21 protein-coding genes are annotated in these 24,481 nt (G+C 44.2%); 10 read left to right on the top strand and 11 right to left on the bottom strand.

Features of this window, described 5'->3' with window-relative positions; genetic code table 11:
• Nucleotides 1-374 precede the first annotated feature (374 nt).
• The 5 genes from QMA41_RS07135 to QMA41_RS07115 form a co-directional block, all read right to left on the bottom strand.
• Nucleotides 375-3,131, bottom strand: coding sequence for an immune inhibitor A domain-containing protein (locus QMA41_RS07135; RefSeq protein WP_281629241.1), 2,757 nt, complete (start codon nucleotides 3,129-3,131; stop codon nucleotides 375-377).
• A 113-nt stretch (nucleotides 3,132-3,244) separates the two neighbouring features.
• Nucleotides 3,245-3,508 carry a hypothetical protein gene (locus tag QMA41_RS07130; protein WP_045985184.1) on the bottom strand — a complete coding sequence of 88 codons (264 nt, stop codon included), beginning with the start codon at nucleotides 3,506-3,508 and terminating at the stop codon, nucleotides 3,245-3,247.
• A gap of 318 nt (nucleotides 3,509-3,826) precedes the next feature.
• The gene (locus tag QMA41_RS07125) at nucleotides 3,827-5,383 is read right to left on the bottom strand and encodes an AbgT family transporter (RefSeq protein WP_064486373.1); all 1,557 of its coding nucleotides are present in this window, start codon (nucleotides 5,381-5,383) and stop codon (nucleotides 3,827-3,829) included.
• A gap of 396 nt (nucleotides 5,384-5,779) precedes the next feature.
• Nucleotides 5,780-7,504 (bottom strand): choice-of-anchor I family protein, encoded by a 1,725-nt coding sequence (locus tag QMA41_RS07120; RefSeq protein WP_281629722.1) that lies wholly within the window; start codon nucleotides 7,502-7,504, stop codon nucleotides 5,780-5,782.
• Nucleotides 7,505-7,694: 190 nt separating this feature from the next.
• Complete coding sequence (locus QMA41_RS07115) at nucleotides 7,695-9,398, bottom strand: FAD-dependent oxidoreductase (RefSeq protein WP_281629240.1); 1,704 nt, start codon at nucleotides 9,396-9,398, stop codon at nucleotides 7,695-7,697.
• A gap of 154 nt (nucleotides 9,399-9,552) precedes the next feature.
• Here QMA41_RS07115 and QMA41_RS07110 point away from each other — a divergent pair, with 154 nt between their 5' ends.
• From QMA41_RS07110 to QMA41_RS07100, 3 genes are read left to right on the top strand one after another with little or no spacing between them, the layout of a single operon-like run.
• Nucleotides 9,553-9,864 carry a metalloregulator ArsR/SmtB family transcription factor gene (locus tag QMA41_RS07110; RefSeq protein ID WP_095663766.1) on the top strand — a complete coding sequence of 104 codons (312 nt, stop codon included), beginning with the start codon at nucleotides 9,553-9,555 and terminating at the stop codon, nucleotides 9,862-9,864.
• 2 nt (nucleotides 9,865-9,866) lie between these two features.
• Complete coding sequence (locus tag QMA41_RS07105; protein ID WP_281629239.1) at nucleotides 9,867-10,277, top strand: YeeE/YedE family protein; 411 nt, start codon at nucleotides 9,867-9,869, stop codon at nucleotides 10,275-10,277.
• A 10-nt stretch (nucleotides 10,278-10,287) separates the two neighbouring features.
• Complete coding sequence (locus QMA41_RS07100; RefSeq protein ID WP_281629238.1) at nucleotides 10,288-10,737, top strand: YeeE/YedE family protein; 450 nt, start codon at nucleotides 10,288-10,290, stop codon at nucleotides 10,735-10,737.
• A 27-nt stretch (nucleotides 10,738-10,764) separates the two neighbouring features.
• On the opposite strand, the gene QMA41_RS07095 is transcribed toward QMA41_RS07100, so the two are convergent.
• On the bottom strand, nucleotides 10,765-11,655 hold the full coding sequence (locus QMA41_RS07095) for an endonuclease/exonuclease/phosphatase family protein (RefSeq protein ID WP_281629237.1): 891 nt from the start codon (nucleotides 11,653-11,655) through the stop codon (nucleotides 10,765-10,767).
• A 294-nt stretch (nucleotides 11,656-11,949) separates the two neighbouring features.
• Between QMA41_RS07095 and nrdD the strand changes: the two genes are divergently transcribed.
• From nrdD to QMA41_RS07070, 5 genes are all read left to right on the top strand, one after another.
• Nucleotides 11,950-14,070, top strand: coding sequence for an anaerobic ribonucleoside-triphosphate reductase (gene nrdD, locus QMA41_RS07090; RefSeq protein ID WP_281629236.1), 2,121 nt, complete (start codon nucleotides 11,950-11,952; stop codon nucleotides 14,068-14,070).
• A gap of 107 nt (nucleotides 14,071-14,177) precedes the next feature.
• A complete protein-coding gene (nrdG, locus tag QMA41_RS07085; RefSeq protein WP_171351993.1) occupies nucleotides 14,178-14,645 on the top strand; it encodes an anaerobic ribonucleoside-triphosphate reductase-activating protein in 468 nt (155 codons plus the stop codon).
• A 170-nt stretch (nucleotides 14,646-14,815) separates the two neighbouring features.
• Entirely contained in the window at nucleotides 14,816-15,997 is a 1,182-nt protein-coding gene (locus QMA41_RS07080; protein ID WP_171351994.1) for an amino acid aminotransferase, read from the top strand.
• A 75-nt stretch (nucleotides 15,998-16,072) separates the two neighbouring features.
• Nucleotides 16,073-16,729, top strand: coding sequence for an ATP-dependent zinc protease (locus tag QMA41_RS07075; RefSeq protein WP_281629235.1), 657 nt, complete (start codon nucleotides 16,073-16,075; stop codon nucleotides 16,727-16,729).
• 216 nt (nucleotides 16,730-16,945) lie between these two features.
• Nucleotides 16,946-17,356, top strand: coding sequence for an NUDIX hydrolase (locus QMA41_RS07070; protein WP_021457582.1), 411 nt, complete (start codon nucleotides 16,946-16,948; stop codon nucleotides 17,354-17,356).
• Nucleotides 17,357-17,391: 35 nt separating this feature from the next.
• On the opposite strand, the gene QMA41_RS07065 is transcribed toward QMA41_RS07070, so the two are convergent.
• Nucleotides 17,392-17,865 carry an FKBP-type peptidyl-prolyl cis-trans isomerase gene (locus QMA41_RS07065; protein WP_019275886.1) on the bottom strand — a complete coding sequence of 158 codons (474 nt, stop codon included), beginning with the start codon at nucleotides 17,863-17,865 and terminating at the stop codon, nucleotides 17,392-17,394.
• A 15-nt stretch (nucleotides 17,866-17,880) separates the two neighbouring features.
• Entirely contained in the window at nucleotides 17,881-18,507 is a 627-nt protein-coding gene (locus QMA41_RS07060; RefSeq protein WP_281629234.1) for a thiol:disulfide interchange protein DsbA/DsbL, read from the bottom strand.
• 234 nt (nucleotides 18,508-18,741) lie between these two features.
• Between QMA41_RS07060 and QMA41_RS07055 the strand changes: the two genes are divergently transcribed.
• Together QMA41_RS07055 and QMA41_RS07050 are read left to right on the top strand one after the other, a co-directional pair.
• Nucleotides 18,742-19,359 (top strand): OmpA family protein, encoded by a 618-nt coding sequence (locus QMA41_RS07055; protein ID WP_064486363.1) that lies wholly within the window; start codon nucleotides 18,742-18,744, stop codon nucleotides 19,357-19,359.
• Between the two features lie 102 nt (nucleotides 19,360-19,461).
• Complete coding sequence (locus QMA41_RS07050; protein WP_281629233.1) at nucleotides 19,462-20,244, top strand: transporter substrate-binding domain-containing protein; 783 nt, start codon at nucleotides 19,462-19,464, stop codon at nucleotides 20,242-20,244.
• Between the two features lie 20 nt (nucleotides 20,245-20,264).
• On the opposite strand, the gene glpC is transcribed toward QMA41_RS07050, so the two are convergent.
• The 3 genes from glpC to glpA are packed head-to-tail and all read right to left on the bottom strand — an operon-like array spanning nucleotide 20,265 to nucleotide 24,429.
• The gene (gene glpC / locus QMA41_RS07045; protein ID WP_281629232.1) at nucleotides 20,265-21,494 is read right to left on the bottom strand and encodes an anaerobic glycerol-3-phosphate dehydrogenase subunit GlpC; all 1,230 of its coding nucleotides are present in this window, start codon (nucleotides 21,492-21,494) and stop codon (nucleotides 20,265-20,267) included.
• Nucleotides 21,491-22,795, bottom strand: coding sequence for a glycerol-3-phosphate dehydrogenase subunit GlpB (glpB, locus tag QMA41_RS07040; RefSeq protein WP_281629231.1), 1,305 nt, complete (start codon nucleotides 22,793-22,795; stop codon nucleotides 21,491-21,493). Before glpB ends, glpC begins: the two co-directional genes overlap by 4 nt.
• Nucleotides 22,792-24,429, bottom strand: coding sequence for an anaerobic glycerol-3-phosphate dehydrogenase subunit A (gene glpA / locus QMA41_RS07035; RefSeq protein WP_281629230.1), 1,638 nt, complete (start codon nucleotides 24,427-24,429; stop codon nucleotides 22,792-22,794). The genes glpB and glpA overlap by 4 nt, the downstream gene beginning before the upstream one ends.
• Nucleotides 24,430-24,481 lie beyond the last annotated feature (52 nt).

Raw genomic sequence — 24,481 nt, 5'->3', positions numbered from 1 at the left:
AGATCAAACTTTATACAGAAATGAGTAGTTAATAATTAGGTTTAATAAATAATCGATGTGTGCAAGTTTTGAACCTATTATGCATTTTGTTGAATTGAACGGATTATTAATATGTCTTTTAGTAAAGACTTTGAATCACGAAATTTAATTATTTTAATAATATATTTATTTGTAGAGGGTTGAATATTTTTAGGAGTATCTAATTGAAATTAATGGGTGAATATTAATATGCAGCGGGCTAATTTACTGAGTGAATGTTGAAGTATTAGAAGTAATTGATAGCTGATTATTAAGCAAAAAAAGAGCGCAACCAGAGTTGCGCTCAAATCTCACTCAAATAAGAGGAGTAGGGAAGTTAAGGAACGGAGAAATCCTTATAAATCGACAGTAATGATTTTAGATACTTTATCGCCGTTGTTATCCATAACGGTTAAACGAACTTCCTGTTTGCCGTAGCTTGGGAAGATAGAGGTAAATACGCGTCCACGTTTTACTTTTCCGTTTGGTAGAACCCATTCTGTATCAACGATGCGACCGTCAGGATCCGAGCTGGTAGACCACATGGTGACCCAACGACCTAGATGAATGTAACGTGCACTTGCTGTAGGAAGTACATTGTTCGCTTCAACTGTGATGGTTTCTGTCGCAGTATGCTGATCACCACGATCATCTGTCACAGTTAGAGAGACAGTGTAGCTGCCGTCATTCAAGTAAGTCCAAGAAGGTGACTGCTCTGAGCTTGACTCACCGTTACCAAAGTCCCAGTTGTACGCAACGATTGAACCGTCACTATCTGAGCTAGAGTTACTTGCAGTGACATTCAGACCATCTAATGACAAAGTAAATGCCGCGACTGGAAGTTGGTTAGGTTCTTCTGCTTTCGATACCTTAATTACGCCATAGGTATTGTCGGCAGCTTGCTCAATCACTTCGATTTGAACACCGTGTTCGGCCAGAAGGCGACCAGCATCAGGCGATTGTGGATTTGAGTAATCTTGATTGTCCGCGAAGTAAGCGTTGCCAATCAAGCTGACGTCTTCCAGTACATCACCATCGCTGTTCTCAAGACGCATTGGCTTTTGGTCATTCATTGAGAATGCCGCATCACGTACTTGGTAACGAGTTTGTGCTGCAGTGCCAGAATTAGCCCAAATCATTGCATTTTGGTCCGCATCGACAACACCAAGCCAACCTTCACCAGGGTGTTTGCCAACCCAGTTATCGGTCATTGACTCATCGACATACCAAACAATCAGACCCGGCTCGAATGACATTAATTTGCCGAAGCGTTTAATGTTGTTCAGACCTTCGTCCACATCGTTATGGCTACGCCATTGAAGTAGGTAGTAATGTGCCGCTTCGTTGAAGCCATCGTTTAGACGGTATCCATTGAACGCAAAGCTAGATTTTCCTTCGGCATCGTCGATCAAGGTCGTATTGCCGTCAGCTTCAATCGAGATGTTATCGATATGCAGACCTTCCATCGCTAGTCCGCCATCCGTCACGTAATCGAAGCTCAATTCGACGGTTTGGCCTGCCCATTGTGATAGGTCAAACTCTGCATCAACCCAACCGTCAGATTCACCTGCAATAGCAGGTACAAGCCCCGTATTGTATGGATCATCCATCGTTGTGATGTTACCAGCGATCTGTTGGCCATTGATTAGCACGCGAGCGTAATCGTAGTCTTTTTCAATCTGATACCAAGCTTTAAACGCTAGTTTGACACTAGTACCTTCAGGCAGAGTCAGCTGACGAGACATCTTGTTCTTAAGATCGTCGCCTTTACCTGAATGGAAGCTGTAGTTACCTGAGAAAGGCTTATGACCTTCGGTACGTTTTACAGGTAGGTCAATGCGGACCATATTCTGCTTATCGTTATCGATAGTCTGGTGAAGAGTGATTTCTTCGCCTTTTGGAGTCAGGTCGTCTACCGAGATGGTTTGGTTCGCAATCCACTTACCGCCAATCGATTCTTGAAGGAACTGTTTTGCCCATGAACTGAATGCAGTTGGCTGAGTACCACCAATCTTACCAGCCCAGCTACCTGAAGACATGATTGACCAGTAAGAAACAGGCTCGCCTTTGCCGGTGTACTGAGTGTCGTATTCATCAGGCAGGCCTAAATCGTGGCCGTATTCGTGAGCACAAACACCTGCTGCTGCATCAATAGGTTGGATAGTGTAATCAAATGCCGCGTACTTTCCGTCAAAGCGACCAGGTAGAGTACTTGAGGTGCCTTCTAGCACATGGTACTTGCCAAGGTTGTAGCGGTGTGACCAAATAGCATCGTCACCCAATACACCACCGCCGGCTTCTTCACCTACGGAAGAGTGGAACACCATTAAGTGGTCAATAACGCCATCCGGTTCACGGAAGTTACCATCGCCGTCATAGTCATAACGGTCTTCGATGTCGTAGTCGGCGAGGTTAATACTTGGATCTTGTGCTAACTGGTTTAGCGCTTCACGAACTAGTTCCTGAGCATTAAGATCGTTGTCTGTTGTTGGTGAGTTACCACCATAGAATGAAGCATCTTTTGAAGCTCGGTACCAGCCTGCAGCTTGACCAGAAACGCTATAGCTTTCCCCAGATTCACTCTCATAGTACTGACGCATCGAGATGAGGTTTTCGCCATTCGGCCCAAGGTAACCAGCGCCCGAGAAAAGCAGATTCTGATAGTGTTCAGGTTTGTAGCTATCGTAGAGCATTTCGGTATGGTCAGACGTTAATCGGTTGTCATTCCATGGTAAGTCTGGGAAATCAACCAACACAGCTAACACCTTGTCTGTACGCTTCTGAGATAAATCAAAAGCGAACATGTGTGCTCTATGTTGACCTTTCTTTGCTTCTATTGATTTTAGGATCTTAGCGCGTTGTTCGAGTGCTTTCTTACCGAATTGCGCGTCACCTTTAAAGCCATTGTTGAGTTTCGCGTTGAGGTATTTGTTAAGTGCCGTTTTTTGCTCGTCAACGGAAGAGTTTTCATCAAGAAGGCCCTTTCGGACCAGCATCTCGATTATTTTCTCTTCGTTCATGACACCTAGATCTATAGGTGTTTTGGCGTGACCACTGACACTAAAAAGGGTCATCACCGCTGTCGCCAGCAGTGTTTTCCTCATAGGACTCATATTATTTCCTTATTATATTCTGATTGCCAAATCCCACTTAATAAAGTGGGTATAACGTTGCGTGAACAACAAAATCCCTAATCAAAGGGAAGATTGATAAATGAATTTACAGCTTATTTATTTTTATTTGCTGAGATGCATTTTGTTTCAGTCGGGTTACTTTGAGTATTTTTATTATTGTTTTTATTATTAGGTTTATTTTTGTCGAATCTGTTAGCGAGATAAATCTGTAAAGATTCCTGTTTTTCTTCAAAGGTTTGATTATCACAAATAACACCTCGTTCGATTAAAGAATCAAGAAGCTTCTCATCGTTAGGAAGTGGATTTGCAATAACAGCAGAAGACAGAAGTGTTAACAGACAACTGACAAGTTTCATTTTATTTTTATAAAATATTAATGTTTCGAAACAAAATATAACTAAGTGTTATTAAATGCAATGGCTATTTTTTGATCGGCAAGATCTGGATTCATGTATCAACACAATATGTAAACAAGGTTACCTTTTGTTATTGATTGTAATGTCATTTATATAGTTATCTTGGGTGAATAATTAATTTTATTAAATTATCACTAATGAGGCTGGAGGCATTGATAAATGAAAAATTCACGCATGACGGATAAATATTTATTTTATCGTATGGCTTCAATACAAAAAAAGCGCCATAAGGCGCTTTTTTACTGCTCAACGTAGATATTAGAAACCAAGAGGTAAGCTAAAACCAAAGAAAATGAGCAGTACACCAGTCCAAATGGTCAGGAAAGCCACTGAATAAGGCACCATCATTCCAATCACATCGCCAAAGCTTAGCTCTGGTTTGTACTTGCGCATGAAGGCAAGTACGACGCCTGCATAGCTCATCATCGGAGTGATGATGTTGGTAGAAGAGTCAGCAATACGGTACGCGGCAGAGACTAAGTCAGGTGTCATATTTGGGTTTACCTGATACAGCATCGGAACAAAAATTGGACCTAATAGCATCCATTTTGACGTCAAGCCACCAACGAACAAGTTGATAAGCGCTGTGGTAATGATGAAACCAATCAACATAAGAGCAGGGTACTCTTGCAGACCCATAGATTGCAGAGTAGAAGCGCCAAGGTAAGTGACATAAGTACCTAGGCCTGAATAGCTCAGTAGGGCAAGGAAGTTGTAACAGAAAAACGTGAGAACCAGAACATAGCCCATGGTGTTCATCTGTTTCACCATGGCTGTTACTACGTCTTGTAGCTTGGTGAATTTACCCGTGGCATAGCCAAAACATAAACCGGTTACCGCAAATACCATAGAGATAAGCAGAATGATGTTATCTAGGTAAGGTGTAACTTCTTTGCCTGCTTCGTTTGTGTACGTCGCTAGAGGACCAGTCGCTAAGCCGTAGATAGCAAGCAGTGAAACAATCAGGCCAATTCCCGCACTACGAAGACCTTTCTGCTCTTCCTTAGTCACTTCGAACTCGTCAAAGTTGATCTCTTCAGGAAGCTGGTAAGACATTTTCTCTAGTCGAGGCGTAACAACTTTTTGTGTAATAACCGCACCAACAGCAGCCAATACAAATGTCGAGACCAAAACGAAGAAGTAGTGCATTGTTGCTGGGTTAAGCATTTCTCCCGTCATACCTATGAAAGGAATGTTTTGCGATTCTGCAAAGATCTTCGCGTTAACACCAACGACGACGTCAACGGGTGTCGCAGGAAGCAAGTTTGCGCTAAAGCCCGCAGACACGCCAGCAAACGCAGCTGCCATACCAATTAATGGGTTTTTGCCTAAACCGGCATAAAGCAGGCCAGCCAGCGGCACCAAAACTAAGTAACCCGCATCGGCGGCTAACGAGCTCATAATGCCTAGAAAGACAATTAATAACGGAAGCAGGCGATCACTGATTTTTAAGCCAACTTTTTTGATGACAGCGGTGAGGAGCCCAGAGTTTTCTGCGATACCGACACCCAGCATGACAATCAAAATAATGCCTAGTACACCATGACCAAATGCGAGCCAGTTTTGAAGTAGAGCGTTTTCAAACATCCAACGGAAGTTTTCCGCAGACATCATGTTTTTGATAGCGAATTCTACTGAGCCCCCGGCTTTTCCTGCGGTTTGAAAAGTGGTGCCATCCAGAATCCAAGTGACGACCAGACTGAACCCAAACAGAAACATAAAAATGATGATAGGGTCAGGGATCTTCTTTCCGGCTTTTTCTATTGCGCTTGCAAAGCCGTTCGGCTTCTTACTTTGCAAGGTTTGTTCTGCCATTGATACTTCCTATGTGTTGTTACATTTATAAATAGGAAGTGAACGCTATCATCCCTTGTAAAAAAGAGGAATGTCACAAAATGTGTGAAAAATCATACAACTTACAGGATGGTTGGTTTACTTGATTTTCATTGGTTGTTTATGCTGTTTATTATTGTTATTTAGGTTTTTGCTACTTCTCATTGTTGGATTTGTAGTTTATGAAAATTCTTAAATCATTATAAATTGCTGTAAATATTGAATGAAGTGGGTAAGTGTGACGGAATTATAAGCAATTTAGATTGGTTCTGTGCAGCCGCTTGAGAGTGTTCAGTTAAAGGTAGTGCTGAGCGTATGTTGAAATGAAGCCGAGATGAACATGAAAGAGAAAGGCCACTTGATGTGGCCTTTTCAGTTTTAAAGCTCAATGCGATAAATAGATGTTGTACCGCTTACCTCGTTACCCACCGCGAGTAGGTGCTGGCCGCTGCGGGTGAAATAGCGAATTGATTCTGGGCCTAAATCTCCAGCTTCAGAATTGTAGGTACCGTTAGCGCATTCATCTTCAGACACTTGAGTACAAACTGGCTTTGAGAAGTCACGATTATTAACGTAGTTAATGAACATAGGAGCCGTGGGAGTGCTGACGTCGTAAATCATAATCCCTCCTTGTCGTTCCAATCCGATAAATGCGTACTGGCGACCATTGATGGAGGCGACTTCTATCGCTTCCGGTTCTACACCTTTATCATCGCTGCGATCATCAGCCGTATTGTTACTGTCATTGCTGCTATTTAGGTGTTCTGAGTCTAACGTGTGTACTATGTCTGCAAACTCATCTCCGCTATCAAACACCAGCTCACCGTTTTCATTCCATAGTGAAAAAGAGCGGCTGCCGAAGCTATACACTGTATCTTCTTGCTCTAGTGCTCCTGTTGGCTTGACCACTTTTAGGCGACCCAGTTGTTTTTCATCACTGAGTGATTGATTAAGTGGGTGGGAGGCTGCAACTTCGAGGTCTTTACCACGCAGTTCATCGCTGTAGGCGATACAGAAACCTTGTTCACTGGAGTATTTCTCTGTGCCTGAGAAATCATCTTCATCCCACTCGAAACCACGTTCATCGCAGACATTTTGTGTTGTTTCGAACCCATATTCGCGGCCATCGCCCTCGTTGGCTGTCGCGATGTACGTATGACCATCGACTTGGAAACTGGCGATAGAATCTGGCATGTACAACCCTTCTAGCTGAGGGTAGGAATGGAACTGACCGAGTTTTTTATCTTTGTTCGAGGCGTCTAGAGTGTTAGTTTCCCAGCTCTTTCCACCCAAACCATAGATAGATGCAACTGAAGCTGATTCGATATCTACTTTAGCGAGGGCGTTGTTTTCTTGCATAGCGACGTACAAATAGCCGTCATCAGAAAAAGTGAGATACTCCGGTTCCAAATCTTGTGCAACGGTTGCGCCAGGCGCTGATATTCTGACCGAGTCAGTGAGCTCATGGTGTCGAGATTCTCCCTGATTGAAGGCTTTGAAGGAGATTTGGTTAACTTTCGCTTGTTCAATACCCGAAGCAAGATCGACTAAAGTAATACTGCCTTCTGGGTCAACGGTGTAATCGGCATTAGGTTCACCTTCATTCGCAGTTGCAATGTATCGACCATCTTTAGAGAAAGACACCATATCCGGCAGTGCGCCTGTAGGGTAAGTCTTAACAAGCTCAAGTGTTTCTGCTTTATACAAAGCAATTAGACCATTTTTCTGTTTCACTTGATTTTCAATCGCGACAGCAACTAAGCCATTGTGAACGGAAACACTGTTTGCCGCACCAATCTCAATGCCAGCCATTTTACCAGCAGTGGATAAATCAATGTGCGCGGTTTTAGTGGGGTGATTTTGTGTATCTAACGCCATCACGTCGACACGTTTTGCTTGAGCATTAACCACAAACAATTGATCGCTGCATTCATCATAAGCCACGATTTCAGCTGCTGAAGTATCAAACTGGCTGTCAGCAACGTAAGTACCTAACAATGTTAACCCAGTGATGGAAGATTCAAATATTTCTGGCTTTTCGGAGATCTTACATTCCGGAGCTAGTTGAGTGTTTTGCTGAGAAGTGCAGCCCGATAGAGCGATAGCAGTGCAAGCGGCCAAAGTAGCCAATTTATGAGCAGTAAACAAAATTGTTCCTCCGTGAAATAACGCGCTGATACTACGGAGGAAATGTGAAAGAAATATTTAAGTTGTATAACGGTTGAGTGAATTGTCGATAATGATGAGAATACTATGCAGGGAGCGAAATGCTCCCTGCTGTTGGTAGGTTCAATTACCTTTTCGAGTACAGGTAAGTTCGATACCCACCAATTAAGTTTTTGGCTCTGTAACCATTATTCACTAACTGACGATAAGCTACGTTGCCACGTAGACCTACCTGACAGTAAATAACGATCTCTTTGTCTTTCGGTAATTCACTCATGCGTGCTCGTAGTTGGTCAACAGGAATATTAAGCGCTCCCTCGATCAAACCATTGTTCTCAAGTTCTGCAGGGTTGCGTACGTCAAGCAGTATTTGGTCTTCGGATAGGCTGTCAATTTCATCGAAATGTATCGCTGTTGCGTCACCTTTAATGATGTTGTTTGCTACAAATGCAGCTTGGTTGATGACATCTTTTGCCGAGCCAAAAGGCGGTGCATAAGTCAGTTCGAGATGCTGAAGCTGCTCTACCGTCATCCCAGCACGCTGTGCTACTGCCATTACGTCAATACGCTTATCGATACCATCTTTACCCACGGCTTGTGCGCCGAAAATTTTGCCAGATTTAGGGTCAAACAGCATTTTAAACGATACTGTTTCGGCTCCAGGGTAGTAGCTTGCGTGGCTTGCAGTGTGTACATAGACTTTTTCATAGTCCATACCATCACGCTGAAGTTGTTTTTCGTTTTGACCAGTAGACGCTACGGCCAGGTCAAAAACCTTACAAATAGCAGTGCCCTGTGTTCCTTGGTAAGTTTCATTGCGTCCTAGCATGTTGTCAGCCGCCATTCGACCTTGGCGGTTAGCTGGCCCGGCTAAAGGAACTAAGGTTTGTGTGCCCGTGACAAAGTCATTCTCTTCGATTGCGTCACCAACGGCATATATAGAAGGATCGCTCGTCTGCATCATCTCATTGGTGTAGATACCGCCGAGTTGACCAATTTGAAGCCCTGCTTGCTGAGCGAGCTTGATCTCTGGCCTCACGCCAATGGCCATGACTAAAATGCCAGTTCTGATTGTGTCGCCATTGTTGAGCGTCAAGTCTAGCTCACCGCTTAAGTGCTGGTGTGCTTCATCTTCTCCAGATTCGAGAGTAGAAATGTGATCATTTGGAATGTGCTGAACAGATTCCAAAGCAACGCCTAAGCGCAGATCTATACCTTGGTTTCGAATCTCTTCGTGGATAAATCCCGCCATTTCTTTGTCCACAGTCGTCATGACTTGATTTGCTTGCTCGATGAGCGTTGTTTTAATTCCACGCTGATGAAAGGCTTCCATCATTTCTAATCCGATAAAGCCACCACCTACAACTGTTGCGTGCTCAGGTTTGTTCATCTCGATAGTTCGAATAATACGATCCATGTCGGGGATATTTCGAAGAGAGTGGGTGAGTGGATTTTCAATACCGGGAATTGGAGGGACGATAGGCGCAGCTCCTGGACTCAATAGCAAGAAATCATAACTTTCGTTGTAATCCTTGTTATCAATGAGGTTCTTGACGCTAACGGTTTTAGTTTGTCGATTGATAGAAATAACTTCGCTCATGACACGTACATCAACATTAAAACGAGCAAGGAAGCTCTCGGGTGTCTGAAGTAAAAGCTTGCTACGATCCTGTATCTCGCCACCGATGTGGTAAGGCAAACCGCAATTGGCAAATGAAACAAACTCGCCGCGTTCAAACATAATGATTTCTGCGCTTTCACTTAAGCGGCGCGCCCTAGCGGCCGCTGAAGCTCCTCCGGCAACGCCACCTACGATAACAATCTTAGTCATAGTGAATACCTATAAGAATGGGTCTTGACGTAGTAAATATTAGCCAATGCTAAACTAAAATGGTCTAAATGTGAACCATCTAATTTAGGGTTGACTAATATAATGAGTTGCGTACAATTTGAGGTAATTTAGTAATACCTAATGTAAAGGCGATATGAATCCAAACACAATTGATATCATGGAGATGAGGGAAAGTGCAGAGGAAGCATCGGATATTCTTAAGATCATGGCTCATCCGGTTCGGTTAATGATCCTTTGCCAACTCACTCAAGGTGAAATTGGCGTTGGGGAGCTGCAAAGCAATTCTCTCCTCAGTCAGTCTGCATTTTCTCAGCATCTGACGGTATTACGTAAAAGCAATTTGATTAAGGCCCGTAAGGTGTCTCAACAAGTGTTTTACTCACTGGCTGACTCGCGCATCGAAGCTTTAATTCAGTGTTTCCACTCGGTCTTTTGTCGGAGGTAATCATGGCATTTGAGTCTTTTCCTTGGCTATCATTGATCGGGGGCGTGTTTCTGGGGCTATCAGCAACTATGCTGTTGATGATTAACGGTAAAGTGGCGGGAATCAGTGGCATCATCAACGGCGTACTATCTCCTAAACGTAATGATCTTTTCTGGCGTCTGATGTTTCTAATCGGCATGGTTGCGGGTGGGGCTCTAAGCGTCATAGTGATTGGCGTAGAAATACCAAGCACAGAATCTATTCCCACCCTTATTCTGATAATTGCAGGCTTGCTGGTTGGATTTGGGACTCGACTAGGCAACGGTTGCACCAGCGGGCACGGCATATGTGGTGTTGGTCGACTATCCCTTCGTTCAATCGTCGCGACAGCCATTTTTATAGTAGTTGCGGCTCTGACTGTCTATATTCGCTAAGGTAAACGCTATGGGTAACGCTATTCTTCGAATCTCTGCATTATTAAGTGGTCTGCTTTTTGGTATTGGTATGGCGCTGTCAGGTATGACAAATCCAGAGAATGTGATTGGTTTTTTAGATGTTACTGGAGCATGGAATCCAAGCTTAATTTTTGTAATGGGGGGCGCGTTACTCGTGTTTGCTCCGGCCTATCACTTTTTGATAAAACCTCAAGCCAAAGCACTGTCCGGCGATGTGTTGTCTCTGCCTACGAAAGTGCAGCTGGACAGTAAGCTCATCTATGGGGCAGCTTTGTTTGGAGTTGGCTGGGGACTCGCAGGTATATGCCCAGGCCCTGCCATTACGAGTTTAGCGTTTGGTAATCTTGATATCTTTATCTTCATAGCATCTATGGTGTCGGGGTCCTTACTGGCTAAGTATGTGACTGCGCCGAGCACCCAAATGATCTCGCAACACTGATAATAGGGCGCTCATAAGAGCGCCTTGTTAGTTTAATTGGGTGCTGATAGGGCAGTGGTCACTTAAATGTTGTTGGAGAACCAATGAAGGCGGAAAAACATCTTGATTGGTTTGAGCGGTGGTCAACCCAGGGCTCACAATAATATGATCGATGAGGGAGCGAAACTGGTGCGTCTTATTTGGGTTCTTGCGCGAACGCACCTTACATGGTGCCGGCGTGCCTTTTGTCGCCAGTACGGCTTGTGAAGAGAGAGAAATTACTTCCCATAACCAATCTCCGTTGTAACTGAGGTTGTGGTTAAAGTCGCCCAGTATGGCGTAGTTCTCTCCTTGTCGCTCTCGTTCACTAATCCACTGGTTTAACGCCTTTCCCTGTGATTTGAGTATTTTGCAGTCCCGGCTGTTTTTATAGGCGCCGCTACAGCGAGCTTTTAGATGGACGGACAGGGCATGTATGGGCTGTGAGCCATTTGGGTTGAGTACAATGTAAGTGCCAAATCGGAGTTTACTGTTCTTTCTTTGATCTAGTTGAATGTCTGGCTTATCCGCCACCTCAATATCTTCTTTGACTGCAAATCCCGTATATTGGTTGATCTCGTCAAACTGTTGCTCCATATAGGCGTCTGATGCACGGTCTGAGAAATATACGCGATAACCCTCTCCAATCACTTTACGCAGGGCCTGTTGGTCGTTCACTTCTTGAAAAGCAAGTACATCACTATCGATTGTCGAAAAGTGCCCAGCAAGTGCTTGAAAATCTTGTTTGCTTCGCTGAGATTCTGAAAATTTGTCTGAAGGGTGAGATGTCAGCCACTCCAGATTCCATGCTGTGACTGTAAGGGAGGAGGAGGCAAAAGAAGCGGTTGACGTCGTTATCAACAGGATAGCCAAAATCGCTTTGAATTTAGTGTTAGTCATACTCTATAAACTCTGTTTTCAGGTACAGCCTTTATTCTATAAGTCCTCAACAAAAAGCAAGTTAAAATCCAATGAAAATCACTTTTTTCATACATTTCTTTCAAGCTGAGATCACTGCCACTAAGATCGATTTGATCTTAATCTAGGGCCTAATTTTATTGATCGAAATCAATACACGAGCTTGGTTCATCTCGTTAAATACGCCACAACATATTGTGTCGGTAGAATAAAAAACAACCCTATATAGTGTATTTGTGGATAAGTCTGTGAATATGTAAAGGGTAAGGAGAGAAGGTGAAACCAATCGTAATCAAGCGTGACGGCTCTAGAGCTCCGTTTAGCAGGGATCGCATTCAGGCTGCTGTTGAAGCAGCGGCAGAGCATGTAGATAAAGAAATCGCTATATACGCGCTGAATGTCGCACTAGCGGTGGAGCTGCAGCTTAAAGATCACGATGAAGTTCATATAACGGAAGTTCAGACGTTGGTGGAAAATGAGTTAATGCAAGGGCCTTATAAGTCACTCGCACGCTCGTACATCGAGTACCGCCATGATCGCGACATTGCACGAGAGAAGCAAAGTACTTTGACTCGTGAGATCGAAGGGTTAATTGAAGAAAGCAATGTCGATCTGATCAACGAAAACGCGAATAAAGATGGCAAGGTTATCCCGACTCAGCGTGATTTATTAGCGGGGATTGTTGCTAAACATTACGCCAAAACGCACATCCTTCCTCGCGACATTGTTCAGGCACATGAGCAAGGCGATATTCATTATCACGATTTGGACTACGCTCCGTTCTTTCCGATGTTTAACTGCATGTTAATCGATTTAAAAGGCATGCTGACCCATGGTTTCAAAATGGGCAATGCGGAGATAGATACACCAAGATCGATTTCTACAGCGACCGCTGTTACCGCACAAATCATCGCTCAAGTTGCGAGCCATATATACGGCGGCACGACGATAAACCGTATTGATGAAGTGCTTGAGCCTTATGTGATGGCCAGCTACGAAAAGCACCTTAACATTGCTCAGGAATGGGATATTCATGAACCTGAAGCGTTTGCACGCGCTCGCACTGAAAAAGAGTGCTATGACGCTTTTCAGTCTTTGGAATACGAAGTGAATACGCTGCATACCGCCAATGGCCAGACACCTTTTGTCACCTTCGGTTTTGGCCTTGGTACCAGTTGGGCTTCTAGACTGATCCAACAGTCGATTCTTAAAAATCGCATCGCTGGTTTAGGCAAAAACCGTAAAACGGCCGTATTCCCTAAGCTTGTCTTCGGGATCAAAGATGGTCTGAATCATAAAGCTGGCGACCCTAACTATGACATCAAGAAGTTGGCACTTGAGTGTGCGTCTAAACGTATGTATCCAGACATTCTTAACTACGAAAAAGTGGTTGAGGTAACGGGTTCATTCAAAACGCCAATGGGATGTCGTAGTTTCCTAGGAACCTACGAGGAAAATGGTGAATTGATCCATGAAGGCCGCAACAATCTAGGCGTTGTTAGTCTAAACCTTCCTCGAATTGCGATTGAAGCAAAAGGTGACGAGGGTAAGTTTTATGAGATTTTGAATACGAAGTTAGAACTCGCACGCCGCGCTTTAGAGACACGCATTGCTAGGTTAGAGAATGTGAAAGCACGTGTTGCACCAATTCTCTATATGGAAGGCGCATGTGGCGTTCGCCTAAAGGCTGATGAACCTATTGCTAACATTTTTAAACACGGCCGCGCGTCTATTTCTTTGGGTTACATAGGTGTTCATGAAACCATTAATGCTTTGTATGGCAATCAGACACATGTTTATGACAACTCAGAGCTTCGTCAGAAAGCGCTCGATATCATCAAACACCTTAAAGATAAGGTAAACCAATGGGCCGAAGAATCGGGTTATGGTTACAGTTTGTATGGCACACCAAGTGAAAACTTATGTAGTCGATTCTGCCGCATTGATACAAAAGAGTTCGGCGTATTGGAAGGTGTCACAGAGAAAGGTTACTACACGAACAGTTTCCATCTCGATGTAGAGAAGAAGGTCAACCCATACGACAAAATTGACTTTGAAATGCCTTACCCGCAGGTCTCGAGTGGTGGTTTTATTTGTTACGGCGAATTTCCGAACATGCAGCGCAATGTGGAAGCGTTGGAAAACGTTTGGGACTATAGCTACAGCCGAGTTCCTTACTACGGTACCAATACACCAATCGATGAGTGTTATGAGTGTGGTTACAACGGCGAGTTCGACTGTACGAGTAAAGGGTTTACTTGCCCTAGTTGTGGTAATCACGACTCTACTAAAGTCTCTGTAACCCGTAGAGTGTGTGGTTATCTGGGCAGTCCTGATGCGAGGCCGTTCAACTTTGGTAAGCAAGAAGAAGTAAAGCGTCGGGTTAAGCATCTATAAAGCCAATGCGTGAATTGATTCAGTGACGAAAAGGGGGGCGGGGAGTCACTCGCCCTTTATCATCAGAGCGAAAGCATTTTCTCAAATATCCAACATCGGAAAACGTCATGAACTACCACCAGTACTATCCTGTGGATGTGGTTAACGGGCCGGGTACGCGTTGTACTCTGTTTGTCTCTGGCTGCATACATCAGTGCCGTGGGTGTTATAACCAATCGACACAGCGACTCGACTCAGGGGTATTGTTTACTCAACAAGCGGAAGACCAGATTCTGCAGGACTTGAAAGATACTCGTATTAAAAGGCGTGGACTCTCGTTGTCCGGTGGTGATCCACTCCATCCAGCCAATGTTGCTGATGTTCTTCGGTTGGTAAAACGCGTACGTAAAGAGTGCCCAGATAAAGATATCTGGATGTGGACAGGCTATACGCTGGCCGAATTGACGGTGGCGCAACAAGAAGTGGTTGCACTACTTGATGTTTTAATTGACGGTAAGTTTGAGCAAGAGAAAAAGGATCTCAACCTAGAGTGGCGTGGTAGCTCCAATCAGATCATTCACCGATTTAAGATTTAGCTCTAACTCTTAGTGTCATATTCTGACTGGCCTCTTAATGTTGCAAATGTGTTAACTGCAAAAGGTTTTTATCCTGTTTTGCTCTTAGGCACTAAAATTTTATTTCTGAATTAGGGGATTAAGTGATAAGTTGAACACCGTTACTTGAATTTCAAAGGGTTATGACTTTCATGTTCTCTCATTTACCAACACCTACACTGGATCCTATCCTTTCTTTATCAGTCGCTTACCGTAATGATCCTCGTCCTGACAAAGTGGACTTGGGTATCGGCGTCTACAAAAACAGTACTGGTGAAACACCAGTCATGAAAGCAATATCTCAAGCACAGGATATTGTGGTTGAAACGCAAAAAACGAAATCTTACGTCGGCTTGGCCGGCTGTGAAGAGTTCAACCAGAGCATGGTTGATTTGCTGCTGTCAGGTACTTCAGCCATGGATCGCGTTGCAGCCATCCAAACGCCGGGTGCCAGTGGTGCACTGCGTATGCTAGGCGACCTGATGAAAGTCGCTCAGCCTGAAACGACGGTTTGGATCTCAAACCCGAGCTACGTTAACCATCGTCCTGTTATGGAAGCTGCGGGTCTTAAAGTGAAGCTGTACAGCTACTTTAGCCATGAAACCAAACAGGTTGATACAGCGCGAATGTTAGAAGAATTGTCTCAAGCGGGACCAAAAGATGTGGTCCTTCTGCACGGGTGTTGTCACAACCCGACTGGGGCTGACATCGACTTTTCTGCTTGGCAGGCGGTGACGGAGTTATCACAGAAAAACGGGTTTACTCCATTTGTCGATATTGCATACCAAGGTTTTGGCGACGGACTGGAAGAAGATGCCAAAGGCTTACGCTTTATGGCTGATAACGTAGAAGAGATGTTGATTACCACGTCTTGTTCAAAGAACTTTGGTCTTTACCGTGAGCGTACGGGTGCTGCGATAGTGGTTGGCAAATCATTACAGGATGTTGGCAATGCAAAAGGTAAGCTGTTAACGCTCGCACGTGCTACTTACACAATGCCGCCAGATCACGGTGCGGCATTAGTCAAAACCATCCTGCAAAGCGAAGAGCTGACAGGCGTCTGGAAACAGGAACTGAGCGAAATGCAGCAGCGCTTGCTCAATCTTCGTCAAACTTTGTGTAATGAATTGAGAAATACCCATAACACTTCACATTTCGATTTCATTGAAAGCCACAAAGGCATGTTTACTGTGCTAGGCTTTACTCAAGACCAAATGACGCAACTCCGTGAAGAATATGGTATTTATGGTGTTGGGGATGGTCGAATTAACATCGCAGGTCTGACTGAAAAAGATATTCCTTACGTAGCCGATGCGATAGTTAAAGTGTCTTAAGTTTCGCTTTAAGGCTCACACTGATGTGGGCCTTTTTTAAAGCGGTCGTATCTTGTTATTGAGTTAGGTGATCGAATGAACAAAACATGGAAGGTTCTAATTCCAGTTATGCTAAGTGGTGGTTTGATGGCATGTTCAACGACAGGCCAGCAGCCAGTAGAGCCAGAGCAGAAGCCACAGATTGAAGAGCCTAAAGTAGAACAGCCCGAAAAAGAAGTTGAGAAAGAGACGAAGCCGGAGCCCAAACCGGAAGTGAAACCAGAAGAAAAACCAAAACCTAAGCCAAAACCGCAACCGACAAAAACATCGGATGGAAAACTGATCCTGGGTGAGCAAGAATGGGTTTACGTCCCTGGACTTGAAGAGAACTTCAAAGCGCGTATTGATACTGGTGCGACAACCTCATCGATCAGTGCCACGGACGTGGTCGAGTTCGAACGTGATGGCAAAGATTGGGTTAAGTTCAAAATTGAACATGATGGGGTTAAGAGTAAGGAGATCGCTCTTCCCGTTGAGCGCTGGGTTAAGATTCGTCAGTCCAGTGCGGAAAAATCAGAGCGTCGTGCTGTAGTCGAATCATGGATTCAAATTGGTGATCTGAAAGAGAAAACAGAATTCACGCTTGCAGACCGCACTCATTTGAAGTTTCCATTACTCCTCGGGCGCAGCTTCTTTAAAGATGTCGCGGTGGTTGATGTGAGTAAGAAGTTTGTTCAGAAAAAGCATAAATAGCCATTAAATCATTGAGCAAAGCGGCACCTTTAACAAGGTGCCGTTTTTTATTGTTTTACATTTCGTTTTTTGAAGGCGAGCAAGAACTTAAATGCATATTCGGTTACCCTTCGCGGGTTCTTACAATCTTGAGTCGGCTTCAGACATTTCAAATCTAAAAACATAAGCGTCTGAGCTAAAACGCCGATGAATTCAGCTTAATCCAAGGAGCCCCCAATGAAGCATTTATCGATGGCAGTAGTCATCAGAGATGGAAAAGTTCTGATTCAGGAGCGCCACCGAAATACTCAAGGCATGATCATGGAATTTCCCGGCGGTGAAGTGGACAGCAATGAGTCTGGTACAGATGCCGCCATCAGAGAACTGTATGAAGAGACTCACTTGAGTGGACTATCTCACGTTGCCACGTATAGCGATATTAATGAGTATGGTGGAAGAATTTACTACGTTGTTCTTCATGCTGGTGAATCTGCACAACCCGTTGCTCATTCTGAAGAAAGGCAGCAAACCTTCCATTGGATGACAGCAGATGAGATTCCAACGCACGATTTTTATAAGGCTGATGTTAACTTTATTCAGCAACATTTAAACAAGCATCTTTGCAGAGAGTTAAAAGAGCTTGCATAGAAAAAAGGCCAATCACGAATGATTGGCCTTTTTGGTTATTGGATTTCCAACAACTCGACATCAAATATTAGCGTTGACGCTGGTGGAATTGGGCCACTTCCACCTTTGCCATAGGCTAGAGGGCTAGGAATGAACAAGCGGAACTTGTCACCTTCAACCATGTAGGTTAGGCCTTCTTGCCAACCTTTGATCACTTGGTTGAGAGCGAATGAAATCGGTTCACCACGCTCAACAGAGCTATCAAACACAGTGCCATCGATTAGCGTACCATGATAATGCACCTTCACTTTGCTCTTTGCGGTTGGATTTACTGTGCCAGTGCCTTTGTTTAGCACAAGGTATTGCAGGCCGCTTTCCGTTGTTACCACACCTTCTTTTTCGCCATTCTCAAGAAGAAATGCTTGGCCTGCTGCAAAGTTTTGCTCGCCCGCTTTGCTGGTAACCATAGTGCGATAAATCATAAAGCCAGCTAGCACTAAAACGACGATTGGGATGATTATTTTAGACATGAGTCCTTTCCGTTTTTACTTAGGGTTGTTTTGAGTTAAATAGTTAATGGTCTTGGCGATGTCTTCAACATCTTTGTGACCGGATGTCAGCACCATATATTTACCGTTTACGATAAAGGTTGGAACTGAATTAATTTGACCTTTTTCAGTGATGTCTTCAGCAACTTGCATCGCTCTGAATAACTGTTTTTGCTGATCTTCTTTGAGTTCGTAAGGGCTAATTAGTCCGCGAGAATGGAAGGCATCATCGATGGATTGCTTTTTCTCGGCCATTGTTGCGCCGTCGCCCATTTGAGCCGCGGTAAACAATTCATCCATCATTGATGGTTCTGGCTTTTTGCCCAATTGCATTTCGGCGGTGTAATAGATCATGGCGCCAACTTGTGCACTTTCGTTAAACGTCACGTGGATCTTGCCAATGTTTTGCTTGGTGAGCTCTTCCAATTGAGGCAAAACTGATTCCATCTTTTTACAGTGGCCACAATTGAGTGAGAAAACTTCAGTCACTTGAGGTAAGCGAAAGGTCGATAAGTTGACAGGAAGTTTTTGGAAGTGCTTACCTTCCTGTGGGACATCGCTATCTGCACAACCAGCCAAGAGAGCGGCAAATGCGATGGTCAGTAAGGTCATTATCTTTTTCATAGTGTGTTCTCTTTATTATCGCTGTTCACGCTGTGTTTTCAGCGAGATCACGGTAGGCGGATTTTACTCTTTCACGGCCAGTAACTAAATAGCAAACCGCGCGAAATGCTTATTAAATCATTTCAGAACGTTAAGTCGTCAACAGGCGATAAGCAAAGGGTTAAATTATAATTAAAGTATTCCCAAAGTTGCCGATATAAATGATGTATCGAAACGGAAACGAATGGTGGATCAATGAAATATCTTGCCTTACCTTTGCTCTTGCTCCTCACTGGTTGTGGCAATCTAGCTAAAGAAATGAGTTATCTAACGGATGACATGCTAGAGACTGCGCCCAAAACAGATTTCGAAGTACGATACCCGAATTGGGGTGACGCGCCTCAACTGGCTTCGTCTGGTGTGAAAGGACCAATGGGGCAGATGCGCACCACGAGCTACAGTGATTTGCAAAGTTTCCTATTAAAAAATGGTGTGGACTACGAGGTACTACCGGGTAATCACATCATGGTTAAGTTAACTGATACGATCAAATTCAATACGGGTTCGTCAATGGTGAAACCGGACTCCATGTATTGGCTGGACATGATGGGCCGATACTTAGCAACGCAGCCAGGCATTGATATTGTGATTGATGGGCACGCAGACAGTACTGGAGCGCCGACCTTTAACGATTCACTTTCAATGAAACGCGCCAAAGCTGTGAAAAAGCAACTGGTTAGCAATAATGTGGCGATGAACTCTATCTACACACGCGGCTACGGTGAATATGTTCCAGCGTGTTCTAACATGACAAGCGCAGGTAAAGCCTGTAACAGACGGGTAGAAGTCCTGTTTATCGTTTCTAATAACTGACCAAAAATTAGCGTAACTCAAAAGCCAAAGCTAGACTCTTCAAATACAACCTGATGTCGTTTCATCGGGTTGTATTTAGCCATTTAGTGAAGCGGAGAGTTTATGCTCCATCAGTCTGAGTTTTTATCAAAGCCCCTTGGCGTATTTTTTGCCCACTTACTTCTTATCGTCTCTCCAATGTCAGTATCTGCGATGACTCTTACCATTGCCGTTGGTGGTGAGTATCCTCCATACCACTCTAAACAATTGCCTGGTTATGGTATTAACGCCCAAATTGTTACTGCTGCATTTAAAACTCAAAATGTAGAAGTAAAGTATGTCCACTTGCCAACTTGGAAAGAGGCATTTGATTTCGCAGCGCAGGGGAAGGCTGATGCAACAGCGCTATGGGAGCTGAATGAGGAGTACCAAGAGTCATTTCTGATAAGTGATGTTGTGTATAAGATAAACGCGCATTTCTTCTACAAAGTAGACAAGACATTCGACTGGGATCGTGTGGAAGATCTAGAAGGTTTGAAGGTGAGCGCTTTGATTGGTGGCTACTACGGTGAACCGTTTGAAAAAGCGGAGCAAAGTGGAACATTGATCGTTGAACGAGTGCATGATGAAGCTGAAAACATCAAGAAACTGCTCGCAGGAACTATTGATGTGTCACCACTTTACATTACGCACGTCAACTATGTACTTAAAAGTGAAGGGCTAGAGTTGGAAAGAGAGCGTCTGGCTTACCACCCTAGGCCTCTTTTTGTGAATACACTGCACCTGTTGCTGCCCAATCAAAATCCTGAAAGCGAACAGAATTTGATGACTTTCAATGAAGGTCTGAAAGTCATCAAAAAGAGTGGCAATCTACAATCTATCCTCAACGCACATCTCAATTATTGACGTACCTTCAGTGCGACTAGCTAATGAGCTATGGCCATTGCCAGTAATGTGACTGGATGGATAGTCTCAAGTTGTGTGTTCTCTTCAATTTGCCATTTGCAGGTTTCGCAATCAGTAATAGCAAAGTCTGCTTTGACTGATTTGATCGACTCAAATAGATGATGGCCAATTTTCATGGAAACATCATAGTTTTCTTCTTTAAAGCCGTAAGTTCCTGCCAGTCCGCAGCATTCGCTATCAAGGACGATCAATTCCAATCCAGGTATTTGTTTTAGCACTTCCAAAGTGAATATGACATTACCACTTCGTTCCAGGTGGCAAGGTGTGTGGTATACGACCCGTTTGTTGAGTGGTTTCATATTCAACGTATTACCATTCATAAACTCCTTTAAAAGGAACTTAGTGATGTATTCAATACGATGGCTGACATGATCATTTTCAACGCCCAAAACATGCGGGTATTCCTGCTTGAGCGTAAATGAGCAAGTTGAAGACGTTGAAAGCACTGTATGATCCCGCTCAATAACGGCCTCTTCTATATTTTTAATGTTTAGTTCTGCATTGCGACGAGCTTTACTATGAAAGCCGTTCGCAATCAGTGGGACACCACAGCACTTTTCCTTTTCCAATAGTTGCACGCCGATGCCTAGTGCGTTGAGAACTTTGATCAGATCCTTTCCAAGTTGAGGGTGGTTGTAATTGACAAAGCAGCCGTGAAAGTAGCTGATTTGACGAGGATAGCCTGCTTGATCCGACACCTGTTTTTTGTACCAGCGACGAAATGTTCCGTGTGAGTATTTGGGTAACGATTTGTGATCGTGAATACCCACTGCTTTATGCATGATTTTTTTGACAGGCTTGTTGTCCGTTACTCTATTGATTATGGGGGCAACAGGGGTAGCCAAATTCCCGAAAAGATCGGTATGACTGAGGACAAAATCTCTAATGAGTTTCGGGCTCAAAGTTTTCTTCGCGTATTTTCCTCTTGCCACGGCAATAATGTCACCAATGTTGACGCCAGAAGGACAAGCCGTTTCGCAGCGTTTGCAGTTGGTACATAGCTTTAATGCTTCATCATAATAGTCGGCGTTTTTAATCCGCAGTCGCTCTCCATCTGGCCCAGATTGCTTAGGGCCGGGGTAGAGCGGGTTTGCTTTGGCTACTGGGCAGTAAACAGTACAAACGGTGCACTTAATGCAATGATCAAAACTGGTAACCTGAGGAGCGTGATCAGCAAAATAGGTGGTCATACTAAGGCCTCCTCTGACGTTATGGCATGGACAATATTACTTGCTACATGGAAAGCGGTTGCGATGGCAACACCGCCTCCACAGCCTTGTTGTATAGGATCGTAATGAGACAATACGGAGCCGCAGCAGTGTAAGTTACGAATCGTTTGACCATTTAGAGTCGGGTTAAAGTGGTCATCAGTGACCACACCAAATTGCATAAATGGGTGTGAAGATTGGCTGAAAAAATCTTTATCTCGCCACTGGCGTCTGTCTTGATGATAATGTACATCTAAGTCGAATATTGGTTCGACAACCCGATTCGATTCAGCAACCAGACCATGGCTAAAGTAACTCCCTGAAGCGAGCACGTAGTGTTTGGTGATGAGCGGAAACTCTTCTAAGTTGGCTGTCTGTATTGAGCGAATGGCCTTTTTATCCTCGTGCCAGTGTGCGGAAATAACTTTGTCACCTTTGAGTTGCACTCCACCCATTTTGGTGAACATGCCTTGTAATGCTTCTTCTAGCCTAACTCCTAACAAGGAAGGTGGCATTGTTGGCACTTCATGGAAACGAAGTTGGGTCTCGCTTTGTAATCTTTCCATCAGCGTAAGGCCGTCGCCATTTCCCATGATAGCAGGGAGAATGACAAGATCATCCACCGTCGCTCCTGCGCTTAACTGATGTACAAGGCTCGAAAATGCTTTGGGCTGTTTGAGTATTCGAGCAATATCGATGGAACGCAGTTCATTCGGATTTTGTCGTAGAGAATCAAAGCCGGGAATACGAACCGACAGTATTTTCTTTTCGACTTTGTTGAACTCTTCAATTTGGTTCAAGTTATCGAGAGCGAGTTGAGGTTGAAAATCACGAAACCCGTCAATAGAGACTAAAACGAGCCTCTTGAATGACGAATGGGGGATGTGCTGATGCACAAATGGTTGTGACAACCATGTGGGTTTGAGTGTCCCCAAAGGTGTTATTCGATGGTGATTATGACCATTTTTGCTTGATGACAGCGAAACCCCAGCCTGATTAAGTAGAGTCTGAAACCATAACATTGCACGTTTCACCTCAGAAACAGATAGCTTGCTATAAGGGTGCTCAGGTGAAAGCTTTTTGAGAGCATCAATACTTTCAAAAGGGTCTGTCACTTCCAAGCCATTTGGTAGGTGTCCAAGTACATCAATTGAACCCGAGGAGAAGTGCAGGGAGCTGTGGCCTTGATTAATCAAGACCGTTTTCAACCCAGATTCCAAACATTTTAAAGCTGAGCAGTAACCAGCTATTCCGCCTCCTATAATAGCAACATCGTACTTCATCTGGGTTCCTCCTTAGTTTCGTTGTGAGGAAGTATTTGACCAGCACCAAACAAACCTTCGTAAATCCAATGGCTAAATTCGGCTTCTCTAAGCGCATCGCCCCAGAAGATAGGCTTAATACCTTTCCACCTTTCTTCTAAGAATTCATTGAGAAGCTGACTGCATTGACTACCACTATGGTTGGCGTACTGGTTAAACAAACTTGCAGCGCGATAACTGCAAAGTTCTCCCTGGCAAGGCCCCATTCCAAGACGTGTGCGGCGACGCAAATCGACCAGAGTGTGCACATTGAGTTGTTTAATCGCGTATTCTATTTCTCCTGCTGTGACCATTTCACATTCGCAAATAACGGCTTGTTTTTCTGCACTTTCATCCAGAAAGTCAGTAACACGTTCACCATGTCGGTAATGCGCTGATTCGTAGACAGGTTTTACGATACTGGCTGTTTTCTTCGGCTTGTTTTTTGGCTCGTTTGAGCCGGGAAGAGGCTTGATGTGTGTGGTGCATGGCTCATTAACTGAGAGCTTCTCGGCTAACAGATCTGTCGCCCATTCAGCCATTAAGCGGTAGGTCATGAGTTTGCCGCCAGTAATGGTAGTGAAGCCATTCAGGCCATCTCGCTTTTCGTGATCCAGTAATACGATGCCTCGGCTGATGTTGCGTCCACTGCCATCATCATCGACTGAAACTAATGGTCGTACACCTGCATACGCGCGGAGTACTCGAGTATTAGCCATAATAGGAGCGAGCTTCGCACCTTCTCTCAGCAACACGTCGACTTCTCGCTCGGTAACATGCAGGTCATCGATTTGATCGTAATCGATATGCTCTGATGTAGTACCAATGAGAGAAATTGTGTCACCGGGAACCAATATATCAGCGTCTGAAGGTTTTCGGCAGCGATTGATTACGAGATTGTTGATTCGATAATCGAGTATGAGTAACGAGCCTTTTGCCGGGAACATCTTGATGCTGAGATCGGCATACTCGCAAATGTTTTGTCCCCATATACCAGCGGCATTGATGACTTGCTTGGCAAATATCTGAAAGGGTTCGTTCCGCAGAGTGTTGTAGCAGTTCACGCCGAGGACGGTGTCTTCATGACGTATTAAGGAGGTGACTCTGGTTTTATTGAATAGACGCGCTCCGTGCTCACTGGCATCTAAAACATTAGACGCGCATAAACGAAATGGATCTAACGTGCCATCGGGGACTTGGACCGCGCCTAATAGGTTAGGGTTGGTGTTGGGCTCAAGAGCAAGTGTTTGTTTTGTTGTTAACCGCTTTGTTTCGATCCCTGCTTCACTGCATGCGCTTATAAAGGTGTCCTGAAATTTAATATCGTCTTCAGGCAAAGTAATAAAGAGTCCTGTTGTCTCTTCTACACAATGACTCGCGATTGACTTTAGTATGCGGTTTTCTTGAATACACTCTTTTGCTGACTCTTTGTCTGTGACGGCGTAACGGGCGCCTGAGTGAAGTAAGCCATGATTACGTCCTGTTGTTCCTGACGCAATGTCATCTTGTTCTAGCAGAACGCAGTTGATTCCCCGTAATGCACAGTCTCGCATGATTCCTGTACCTGTTGCGCCCCCACCGATAATGACTACATCAGTTTCGAACCGTTTAACCATAGTAAAGTTGGCCTTTGGTGAAATATCCATAATTATAATGTGCCATTAATTT

Source organism: Vibrio sp. St2, assembly GCF_947311885.1.
Classification (GTDB): Bacteria; Pseudomonadota; Gammaproteobacteria; order Enterobacterales; family Vibrionaceae; genus Vibrio; species Vibrio coralliilyticus.
The sequence above is the reverse complement of the archived record's forward strand: the minus strand, read 5'-3'. Positions and strand labels throughout refer to the sequence as shown.